7 protein-coding genes and 1 pseudogene are annotated in these 10,887 nt (G+C 34.2%); 5 read left to right on the top strand and 3 right to left on the bottom strand.

What is annotated here, in order from left to right; all coding sequences use genetic code 11:
- Positions 1-2,385: 2,385 nt before the first annotated feature.
- Together F6K22_RS17680 and F6K22_RS17675 are read right to left on the bottom strand one after the other, a co-directional pair.
- Entirely contained in the window at positions 2,386-3,636 is a 1,251-nt protein-coding gene (locus tag F6K22_RS17680) for a M16 family metallopeptidase (protein WP_293100436.1), read from the bottom strand.
- A 1,214-nt stretch (positions 3,637-4,850) separates the two neighbouring features.
- Positions 4,851-6,680: a CapA family protein gene (locus tag F6K22_RS17675; protein WP_293100433.1), complete on the bottom strand. Its 1,830-nt coding sequence runs from the start codon at positions 6,678-6,680 to the stop codon at positions 4,851-4,853.
- 145 nt (positions 6,681-6,825) lie between these two features.
- On the opposite strand from F6K22_RS17675, the gene F6K22_RS17670 reads away from it, so the two are divergent.
- From F6K22_RS17670 to F6K22_RS17650, 5 genes and pseudogenes are all read left to right on the top strand, one after another.
- Positions 6,826-7,023, top strand: coding sequence for a helix-turn-helix domain-containing protein (locus F6K22_RS17670; protein WP_293100430.1), 198 nt, complete (start codon positions 6,826-6,828; stop codon positions 7,021-7,023).
- 134 nt (positions 7,024-7,157) lie between these two features.
- A complete protein-coding gene (locus F6K22_RS17665) occupies positions 7,158-7,343 on the top strand; it encodes a transposase (protein WP_293100439.1) in 186 nt (61 codons plus the stop codon).
- A gap of 350 nt (positions 7,344-7,693) precedes the next feature.
- A pseudogene (locus F6K22_RS42210) lies at positions 7,694-7,849 on the top strand (hypothetical protein); the annotation flags it as partial.
- Positions 7,850-7,931: 82 nt separating this feature from the next.
- Entirely contained in the window at positions 7,932-9,005 is a 1,074-nt protein-coding gene (gene rfbB / locus F6K22_RS17655) for a dTDP-glucose 4,6-dehydratase (protein ID WP_293100427.1), read from the top strand.
- Between the two features lie 921 nt (positions 9,006-9,926).
- Positions 9,927-10,352 carry a hypothetical protein gene (locus F6K22_RS17650; RefSeq protein WP_293100424.1) on the top strand — a complete coding sequence of 142 codons (426 nt, stop codon included), beginning with the start codon at positions 9,927-9,929 and terminating at the stop codon, positions 10,350-10,352.
- Here F6K22_RS17650 and F6K22_RS17645 read toward each other — a convergent pair.
- Positions 10,349-10,744, bottom strand: coding sequence for a DUF456 domain-containing protein (locus F6K22_RS17645; protein WP_375340166.1), 396 nt, complete (start codon positions 10,742-10,744; stop codon positions 10,349-10,351). The two genes, F6K22_RS17650 and F6K22_RS17645, sit on opposite strands and share 4 nt — an antisense overlap.
- Between the last annotated feature and the right edge of the window lie 143 nt (positions 10,745-10,887).

Below are 10,887 nucleotides of genomic sequence, written 5' to 3'. Positions count from 1 at the left end.
AGGAATATTTAGGCAAAATTAATTAGATTTTTTTTCCATGAAATTAAAGCCAGAATATCAGGTATTCAACAATTAATTATTACCTCTTATGATAACGGATAGGATTGACTAAAAGGATTTTTTTTTGTTCTCAAGGGGAGATTGGATATGGCGTTTAGCGCTCCGCAAAACGCGCGTTTTTCATGTCGCGTTTGCGCAATTATTCCGTAGGAAAGCGAAGCGCAAACGCGACATGTTTGCCTTAGCGTTAGCGAGAGCTACCGTAGCAAGAGGCAGCTCCTCTGCAAGAGGCAGCATTCCGCAGGAAAACGCGTAGCGTCCCGGAGGGAACGGAAACCCGAAGAGTGCAGAGCCGCTCCGAAGTAGGCCATCCCATCCTTACGGAAAGCTCCGAAGATCGACCGCTCTGTTGGTGGATTGGATATGGTTAGGTAATCCATCCATCCTATCCTTACGGAATGCTTTGCTTTCCGACCGCTTTTTCTCTTGAAATAGAAGGCTTTATACCTTAATTTTTCGGTAAGAATACAACTGGAAATTATCCAACATGAGATTAAAATATCAACTTACCTAATTTTTCCCGCTTAGAAATTATATGTGAGAATTTGACTATTCCTTAAAATTATATAATATAGCGCTTATAATCTTCATAAGATACATTTTTTTTCTTTAGTTCTTCTCCCTTATTTCATAAAAATATGCAATCTATCATAGTTCAAATAAGATTGCTATATCCATAATTATTAGAATTATTATAGCTTCTTTTTTCAATAATATAAAGACTCTTTTTCAGTCACGATAAATTAATTATACTATCAAATAAAATATTACCTTATTTTTTTATTTTAATTTTTTTAGGTTATAAGTAATTGTGCAAAATCAATTACACATATTTAATACAGGAATGTACACTATAAAAAGCAAATATATATTTATGAGCTTAGAAAATTTATTAGAGACTTAAATCCAGAGAGTAGGAAGCTTTTAGAAAGAATAAGTCGCTATAGTAATTGTCCTCAAGTTCGAGACGGCTTTCAATCTATAGCGCTACTTGAATCGGGAATAGGGAATAGGTATGGAGGGAATAGTAGACTAATAAAGGGTTTTAGGATTTAGAAATGTCAAGAGCCTTAATGCGTAGCACTATATAATATGGAGCAGTCAAGGATTTATTATTCAGGAATTAATGAAAATATTTAAAGTCAGTATAAAAAAAATTTTTAATTGGTTAACTCCATGGGAATATCTAGAAATATTAGGAGTTAATAATCAAACAAGAAGAAGCAGAAAACCTAAATTAAACTCATAACAAACAAAAAAAGTTCAAGAATGGGTGAAATGGGAAGCAAAAGCACTAAATATAATTAAAAATTAAATTCAAAAAACTTCGGCAATTAATGCAAGTAAAGATACAATAAAAAGAATTATAAAAAAGTTTGGTATGAGGTGGAAAAGGATGAAAAGGGGCATCAGCAAAAGCCCTGATGAATGGGAGTAAAATATCAAACTACCTAGACTAGAAACACTCAAAAGTAAAGAGAAAAAAAGGAGAAATTGATTTAAGATATTTGGATGAAAGAGGGTTTTCTTTGAAACCATATATTCCCTATGGATAAATAGAGAAATGCCCAACAATAACTGGTAAAAGTTGTTAGAGTAAACAAGTAAATATTTGAGGATTAATGCATCGCAAAAACGAATTATGTTACGAAATAGTCAAGGGATATATTAATAGTGAAGTTGTGATAAATTTTTTGGATAAATTTAGTCTGAACTTATCCAAAAGAACTGTATTCATTATGGACAAATCTTCAATTCAGACTAGGGATTGCAGACTGAATAAATTCTAAGAATGGAAGTCAAAACAATTAGAAATATTTTGCTTACCTACCTACTCACCAAAACAAAATATAATGGAGGTTGATCAAATATTAATCGATTGAAGTATAAACTTACGAAAACTGGAATAGCTGACTTCAATAATCTCAAAAAAGTGCTTAATAATTTAGAAACAGAATATGTAATTAATTTTGCATAGGCACTTAGCAATTATCAAATTGGTGAGATACACAATTTTTTTATTTGAGGAAATAGGTAAGATAAAAAAATAATGTACCTTATTGAAGAAGTCAGAAGTCAGAAGTTAAATTTATAGTTGGGGATTATCACCACCAACTAAAATCAGGCTGATGTTTTATATATTTTTCTTAGCATTCATCCACACCTCAAATATGGGTGTCTCGATTGTCTTTTTAGGTGGGAACTTCTGCCGAAATTTTTGTTAAGATAAGAACCGCTATATACAAAACATTCAGTCAGGTGATACTTCTGAATCCGGGATTCCTAATTTACAATTGCAATTAATGGTCACTAAAATCACCTCTTTTACTCACTACCTTTTTCCGGTCCGACAATTGAAATATAAGGTTCTATAAAATACTTATTGGCAACTTGTTGTGCTTCAGCACTCGTTACCATTGCCAGATTCTCCTGAAACTTACTGTCAAAATATATTCCCAAATTTAAGATTTCATACCATCCTAAAATTTGAGCGATTTGTGAATTTGTTTGTTTACCCAAAGCATACTGACCTAATAATTTGTTTTTGGAGACTTCTAACTCTTCTTCACTGAGCAAGTCAGTAATTAAGCGTTCTACTTCTACTTCTAATCCGGCCTGAGCGATCGCTGTATTTTCTGTTGCTGTACCTATATAAACTGTAAAGTTAGAGGTATAAAGACGGGTAGGATAAAATGCAGAAACATCATAAGCTAAACCTCTTTTTTCTCTTAGTTCTACAAATAAACGACTTGATAAACCATTTCCCAAATAAGTATTAAGTAATTTCAGGGGAGCGTAGTCAGAACTATTAACATTTGCTGCCAAATACCCAAGCATAATAATAGATTGTTGAGTTTCTTGGTATTTTTTTGCTGTGAAAGGTTGAGGAGTTATTGTTGGTAAATTTAAAGTTGGTAGGCGTGTTATTGGTGGTTGCCAATCTCCATAAGTTTGTTCAACTAAAGCGATGGCTTTTGTATTACTAATTTTACCTACTATAGATATCACTATATTATCTGGACGGAAGTAAGTTTGATGAAATTTTTGAATGTCGTGGCGGGTGATTTGAGATACTGTATTTTCTGTACCTAAAGTTGATAAAGCATAAGGATGGTTTTGATACATCATCTCTCGTAATTGAGAGAATGCTACAGTAAAAGGTTGCTCTAGTTGGGAACGAATACTTTGAATAGTAATCCGTTTTTCTAATTCAATTTCTGTTTCTGGGAAGGAAGGATATCTGATTATTTCTCCTGATAATTGAAAGATATCATCAAAGTCTTCTGATACTGTTTTCATACTCAGCAAAAAATAATCTGCTGTTGTATCACTTCCTAGTCTTGCTCCTACTGATTCAATTTTATGAGCAATATCTAAAGAGGATAATTTTTCTGTTCCTTTTGTCAAAACTGCTGCTAATAAATGGGAGATTCCTGCTTGATTTTTGGCTTCATAACAACTACCTATTCGCAAGAATACTTTGGCTGACACAATATCAGCCACTGTATTTTCTGTTGTAATTACAACTATGCCATTCTTTAAAACTGTTCGATCTATATTTGTTTGATTAATCATTAATTTTTTAATTTTTATCGTAGTTGGGGGTTAGATAGGGGTAGGTTCATTTGGTAAGTATTCAGTCTTCAGCTATTAGCCATAAGTTATTAACTATATCGTCTTGAGAGGAGGAATTAGTATCAATAAATTCACAGAAAATTAAAAGTATGGATAAATGCTAATCCGATAATCATAGCAATTTATTTATTCCTTCAAAACCTAAGAGCTGACCGCTAATAGCTGAATGCTTACGGAATAGGAGACCTATAGGTTTGGCAATATGGCAATATACAGTAGTATAGATAAGTTAGGCTAAAGTTATTTGTATATTTACTATTGAGTTATACTTTGATTGAGCAATAGCTTTTTGTATCCTCCTTGTCTATTTAAAATACACTATTTCTTTTAAACAAATACTGATTTTTTGAAACTGGTGTATTTAACAAGCACTTATACAATTTTTTTGCCTCTGCTAATTTTACAGGGTATTCCATGTTTATAAAGTACAGTAGAAGTAGTTGATAAAATAGTTTTTTAACTGCTTAGTCTTGACTCTTATCAAGTGCAGTAGTCATAAAAATATTCACCATCGCTTAAATACTAAAAGTAATGTACCACATTTACATGAAATATGCTGTAAGTATGATAGCTAAGGCTGGGGTAAATTCAAAGTAATTAATCTGACTAGCATTAGAATATATAGCAATCCTAAATAGGTTTTAACAATTCAAAAACTAGAAATCAACTCTGAAACTCTTACCCATTGCCTATTGCCTATTTCCTATTCCCAAGAAGTGGCAATATTTTTGACACGAATAAAATAGGATTGCTATAGTTAATTCCCTTAATTGAAAAAAAATTATTTCGTAAGTATTCAGCTAGCTCGCAATCAGCTATCAGTTTTTTAATGAATTCACTAATAATTTGTTGAAAAATACTTATATTAACTAAATAGCTACTTATTTATGCTATAAATTATCTGAAATATATCAATAATAATCTCTTCGCATCAAGACAAGACGAGCGTAATTATAATAAGTGCTGAAGTTTGTAGTTCCAACCCTGGAGGTAAGCTCAAAACTGTTAACTAAGTTCCTCCGCAGAAGGCTGGCTTTTAGCTCCGCATTCCGCAGGAAATGCTATCTTTGTGCTTCTTAACTCCTACTGAAAAAACTTAATCGCGGGCATTAATACTAAATGGGTTCTATAAGTCATAAATTTCTCTTAATTTTTTACTTTTGACTTGTAACTTGTAATTTCCCTTCAACATCAATTTCTAAAGTTGTGTGAGGAAAATCTTTCTTTGTTAACTCCCTAATTAACTTAATAGTTCGACCAAGTTTATCAGGATAAGGAATACCTTTACTATTCAAATGTACAGGCAAAATTTTCCCAGAAACAAAATCGCCTCTAGGATTAACATCTAACTCTAAAACCAAAGAATATCCCAACTTTCCTTTACTAGACAATGTACGATATCCCATAAAATTTCCCAAAGAATAAGCAATTAACTTTCCTTGATAAATTTCCATTGCTCTCGGTACATGAGGACCGTGACCTAAAATTAAATCTGCACCTTCATCTATTAATTTATGGGCAAATAAAACTTTATTGCCTCGATTTTCACCAAAAAAATATTCAGTTTTATTCTTGACTCTTAATGCTCTAGTTCCTTCCGCACCTGCATGAACAGAAATAACAACAATATCTGCCTTTTCATCTGCTTCCTGCACAAGTTTCTTAGCAGAATCTAGGTCAAGCATAGAATTATGATAATTGTAATTACTAAAAGCAATAAAGGCTATATTAACCCCTTTAACTTTTCGATAAACAATTTCTCCTTTTTTACCAACTGCCTGCATTCCTAAAGTTTGAATATTTGTAATTGTATCTTCAAAACCTTGCTTGAAGAAATCGAAAGAATGATTATTCGCCACACTCAAGACATTAAAACCAGCATCTTTCAATAAGTATCTATAATCTGGTGGTGTTCTAAAAGCAAATACCCGACCACTTCCCATTCTTTTGCGACTCTTAGGATAACTTGTTAAGGTACTTTCAAAATTACCAAATACAATATCAGCATTTTGCAAAAGAGGTTTTACCGATCTAAATAGCTCTTGTTTTCTTGGGTGTAATTTATTTTTCGGATAATTAGTACCTGGAATAATATCACCCACTGCTTTAATAGTGATTCTAGTATCAGGATTTATGGGAGATTTAATTGATGATAAAATAAATTCCGAAACTTCTGATAAATTAAGCTGATTATTAGTTGGTTTGATTGGGGAATTTTGTATAGTTTGTGGAGTAGGTATAGTTGCTGGTACTGACTGACTAAATTCTGCTACTGAGGTATTTGGCTGAGATATTTTTGGTAGTGGAAAAATATTTGAAATAATAGTATTTAGCCTGTAAGTTTGAGAATTAACAACTAAAGTCGATATGGGAACTAATGCTATACTAATCGCACTTGCTAAGAACCAAATAAGTTTGTTATTTTTATGTGAAGATTGCCTCTCAATATGATGGGGAGAAAATAATTTTGTGGTCGTGGTTAGATTGCTTTTTTTTCTAGTAGGTTGATTAAGATAAACAACAGAAGAATCTACTTCCTCTTTTAGCTGTGTCTGGATTATTTCCGAATTATGTAAAGTTGCTTTTTGAGGTAGGTAAGGTAGAGTCATTGTAGAAGATTCTTGGGAATAGTCTGTATTTTCTGGTTGCCACCAAATTGTCCCTACTCCCGCCGGATGGTATATTGTAGGTTGATGTAATTCAATTACTTCTGTCCACTCAGGAATTGTATGACCTAATCTTCGCCCATAAATATTGACAAAATCAATCGATGGTGCTTTGAGAGCTTTCATTCCTTGATGAATGACTTTAACACAAGTTTGCCGATCTGGTAATTCAGAGGCTTCTAGTAAAAGATGCAGATTGTTTTTCTGAATATTAGCCCTAGCTTTAACTCCTATATTGCTTAATTTTTGGTCGATTAGAAATGCGATGGCTGTGGGATCTCCTTGTTTTGCTAGTGTTAATACTTCTTCCTGACTCACTATGATTTTCCTCACACGGGATATTGGCTAAATTTAATAATATTACCGAAAAATTGGGTTTAAAGACTCGCTCTTCTAGGGCGACTTTTTAGTTGATTTTTTTCAAAACATTATGTTATCATATTATTAGTTCAAAAGTCATTTTATGAAAGCGAGATTTAAGTACCGTATATATCCAATATCGGGACAAAAACATCGATTAGCAAGGCTATTTGGTTGTGTCCGTGTTGTCTGGAATGATAGTCTAGCTTGCTGTCAGGAAAAATATAAATCAGGGCAGAGGAAACCCACTAATTCTGAACTACAAAAACAGTTTATGATGCCCCTACTAGATATTTCTTAAGTTTTGTAGTAGAAACTTCTGCCAACGTGTTGCCTAAAACTGATAATTCAGTAGGTATATATCTAGGAATTAAAACTTTTGCGACTTTGAGCGATGGTCGAAAAATTGATTAACCAAAACCACTCAAGAAACGAATTAAGAAGTACCGAAAATTAAGCAGGTTATTATCTGACAAAACTAGGGGGTCAAATCGTTACGAAAAATCTAGGCTAAGAATAGCTAAGTTCCATGCAAAATTGAAACATACTAGAGCAGATTTTCTACATAAATTATCCACTGAAATAATTCGTGAAAACCAAATAATTGTTTTAGAGGTATGACAATGTTTCTGGTATGGTAAAAAAAGTGGTGCGACCCCGCGACGACGACAGCTCGCTTGCGGTCAGACCCCGCGTCGCCGATAGCTCGCTTGCGGAACGCGCACTCCTGTGAGGGAATGCTGACCAACAGAGGGAACGCGCACCAAGAGATCGCAAACTATCTGGAGCCATATCAGATTTAGGTTGGAGACAATTTAGGACACTGTTAGATGGAATTGCTGAAAAATACGGTCGTGATTTTAGAATAATAAACAGGTGGGAAGCAACATCACATACATTGTTCATGTTGTTGATTCAAGGGTGGAAAGTTAGACCTTTCAGTAAGGGAGTGGGAATGTCTCAACTGTGGTACAAAACACGACCGTGATGAAAATGCAGCAATAAATATATTAGTCGCGGGCGGGCAGTCCCAGACAAAAAACGGACGTGGAGGCAAGCGTAAGACTACTGCCAAAGTAGCAGCAGCCTGTGAGACGTCAACCCATCGAAGAGCTAGGGCTCGGTAGGAATCTCCGTGCCTAACAGCCGGGGAGGATGTCAACTAGTTAGTGCCTGAATTATATAGGTATTGTATAGCAGATGAAAATTATGGAAAGCCGATTGTTGATAACTGGAGGTGCTGGGTTTATTGGTTCTAACTTTACCCATCACTGGTGTAAGACCTATCCTAATCACCGAGTAGTTGTGTTAGATGCTCTAACATACGCTGGTAACAAAGAAACTTTAGCTGATTTACAAAACAGGCCAAATTTTCGTTTTATCCAAGGAGATATTTGCGATCGCTCTTTAGTAGATAGCTTACTCCAGGAAGAGGATATAGATACAGTAGCCCACTTTGCCGCAGAATCTCATGTAGATAGGTCTATATTAGGACCAGCAGCCTTTGTCCAAACTAATGTTGTAGGTACTTTTACTCTATTAGAGGCATTCAGAAGTCATTATCGGACTCTTGCCCAAAATCCAAACCGTAGGTGTATATTTCTCCATGTATCAACTGATGAAGTATATGGTAGCTTAAGTCCTGAAGACCCTGCTTTTACAGAAACTACACCTTATGCTCCAAATAGTCCTTACTCTGCTTCTAAAGCAGGAAGTGACCATCTTGCTAGAGCATATTATCATACTTATGGTTTGCCAACTATTATTACTAATTGTTCTAATAACTACGGACCTTATCATTTTCCTGAAAAGTTAATTCCTCTGATGTGCATCAATATGTTATTAGGGAAACAATTACCAGTATATGGAGATGGGCAAAATATTCGAGATTGGTTATATGTAATAGATCATTGTCGGGCATTAGATACGGTAATTTGTAAAGGTCAACCAGGAGAAACTTATAATATTGGTGGAAATAATGAGGTAAAAAATATTGATTTAGTAACAATGTTGTGTCAAATTATGGATGAGTTGGCGAATGATTTACCTGTGCAACCTTGTGAAAAATTAATTACTTTTGTCAAGGATAGACCAGGCCACGATCGACGTTATGCTATTGATGCGACAAAGATTAAAACTGAGTTAGGTTGGCAACCTTCGGTAACTGTTGAAGAAGGGTTACGTCAAACTGTGGAATGGTTTTTGAATAACCGAGATTGGTGGGAGCCATTATTATCTGAAGAGTATCAGGCTTACTATAAACAAGTTTATGCAAATTATTAAAGAAGAAATAAGAGAAATAAGTAAAGATTGGCATTTAGTACCTAAACAAAATTATTTACTTATTCTAATTTTATGGGATATATTAGAAGACAAATAATTCAGTTTGTATAAATATGTAATTATAGCAGTTTTCATGTTTCATAGAATACAGAGATTTTAGCTTAAAGATAAAAAGCAAAAGGGAGAGGGGATAAATTTTTTAGTCTACCTTTGTGAAAATCGCTATAATTTTGTATACCTGCTTAGTAAGTAAGTAATAAGTAAGAATTCAGCTATTAGCTGTCAGCTATCAACAATGATATCCCAACCTTCAGTAGGGAGTTTAAATTAATATAGACTTTAAAGTCGGCTTTTGTAGTTAGGTTTAATTCTGACTTAATTCTGACTTAATTAATAAAGCTTTTAACTAGTTGAGCATAAATAAAGGTAAAATATCAAAGTATTATTATAACCTGAAAATGCTAACAATGTCTTATCCTCTTTAATTAAGAGGACTTAAATAGTACTGCTATATGTAGTGTATTTTTGGTGATTATTTCAGATTTTTCCATTACAATTAGTGCATTTGCGTAAGTCCTGATTATAGCAATGAGCGCTCACATATTTACATATTATGATCGTCTTTAAATGTAGTACAAATTTCTGCTACTATTACCAATACTTTCATTTATGCTACATTAGTAGCATTTTGTAATATGCAAACATACCAGCGCACGTTGCTATAAATAAAATTAATCAAAAATTAGATAACCAAAATAATTGCTATTTAGTCGTTGAATTATGCCGACCTACTGATCTAAAACTAAAAAATAGCTGATAGCTGATAGCTGATAGCTGACGACTAAATGCTTACAGTAATAACTTATTCCAATTTACTTTTTTTCTCTTGCGAAAAACTCCTCATACCCTATTCCCTATTCTATGAAACAAATTGCTTTGATAACAACAGTATTAATAACTTCAAGCTTAACAATTTATCCTATAGAGGTTTTATCCCAAAATGCTCCTAGCTATGTACCTGGATATTGGCAACCAGAAGCTCAAGCAGCAGATCCAAAAAAGCCAATTATACTCAAGATTTTAAATCAAACCGGAACAACTCTTAGCTATAACTTAGTACCTGAAGCAGAAAGACTTTTACCAGCAGGAAGAAGTACAAATGTTAGAGTTGACTTGTCAAGCATACCTGGTGGTTATAGCACAGTAAATATATACAATGAAAGTCTACTTACTTATGAATATAGTGCAGAGGATAATGTAGTTACTATTAGAGTTAAACCAGGTTCAGAAGCAACCGACCATAAATCAGTTTATATTTCTCCCACTGGCAGAATTTACTCTTTTTAACCACTAATTGGAGGCCAGGTCGTCACAAGAAAAACTATCACAGTGGTGAGCGCTAAAACTCCTTGAATTATATTTCCGACAACCGTGCCGACTACAATACCTATTCCAGCTTTTATAGATGTTTTAGCCCTCTGATCAAACTCCAAATCTTTCCGATATAAAAATTCTCCCACAACTGCTCCCAAAAAAGGTCCGATTAACATTCCTACTAAAGGTCCGCCAAAAGGTAAAGCTGGTAGGAGACCAAAAAATCCTAACCCAAAGCCTACTAAACAACCTATTTGCCCCCATTTACTAGCACCTGACTGTTTTGCTCCCCAATAAGTAGCCAGAAAATCTATCAAAATACCTAGCACCAAAACTAAGATAGCTATTCCCAGAGCAAAACCAATGCCACTAAAACCATTATTGACATCCTCCCGACGCTGCTCTCACGAGACAGCGCGGGATTCCCTAACAGTGATGCTAGGGACTTTCTGCTTCAATGCACCCGCCTGACGAGATTTACTCCCAGAAGGTCTTACAGTCGCTCCAC

Origin of the sequence: Okeania sp. SIO2F4 (genome assembly GCF_010672385.1) — a bacterium.
Lineage (GTDB): Bacteria > Cyanobacteriota > Cyanobacteriia > Cyanobacteriales > Microcoleaceae > Trichodesmium.
The sequence above is the reverse complement of the archived record's forward strand: the minus strand, read 5'-3'. Positions and strand labels throughout refer to the sequence as shown.

Bases quoted from the DNA above. Each gene is read 5' to 3' on its own strand.
- F6K22_RS17680 (WP_293100436.1), bottom strand. From the start codon at position 3,636: ATGATTAATCAAACAAATATAGATCGAACAGTTTTAAAGAATGGCATA.
- F6K22_RS17670 (WP_293100430.1), top strand. From the start codon at position 6,826: ATGAAAGCGAGATTTAAGTACCGTATATATCCAATATCGGGACAAAAA.
- rfbB (WP_293100427.1), top strand. From the start codon at position 7,932: ATGGAAAGCCGATTGTTGATAACTGGAGGTGCTGGGTTTATTGGTTCT.
- F6K22_RS17650 (WP_293100424.1), top strand. From the start codon at position 9,927: ATGAAACAAATTGCTTTGATAACAACAGTATTAATAACTTCAAGCTTA.